This is a genomic window from Flavobacterium aureirubrum (assembly GCF_038739835.1).
In the GTDB taxonomy this organism is placed as follows: Bacteria; Bacteroidota; Bacteroidia; order Flavobacteriales; family Flavobacteriaceae; genus Flavobacterium; species Flavobacterium aureirubrum.
The window spans coordinates 1-300 of sequence record NZ_JBCGDO010000124.1 but is presented as its reverse complement, the minus strand read 5'-3'; the positions used below and the strand labels follow the sequence as shown (position 1 = coordinate 300).

Annotated in this window: 1 protein-coding gene; it reads right to left on the bottom strand. The window is 34.0% G+C overall.

What is annotated here, in order from left to right:
• On the bottom strand, window positions 1-203 hold a 203-nt coding region (locus WFZ85_RS16205; protein WP_413789749.1), incomplete at its 3' end, for a nicotinamide mononucleotide transporter.
• Window positions 204-300 lie beyond the last annotated feature (97 nt).

Here is a 300-nt window from a genome sequence, read left to right as displayed (position 1 = left end):
GAAATGGGAAATTGAACTACCGCTTCTTTCTTTCGTGTCCAATGATACCATCCATAAATACTCATGATGACATAGTAAAAATTGAACATCATGTCACCAAGCAAAGACCATTTCCAAAGCAAATAAACATAAATGGCCGTGTTGATAATTCCTGTTGGGAAAACCAAAATGTTGTTTTTTTTAGCAAACCAAACACTTAGCAAACCAAAAAAATAGCTGTTAGCTCTAATGTAATTTCATAGCTGGGGTAGTTTTTATACTGAGCAAAAAGGAGATCGAACATTAGTCAAAAAAGTTAGG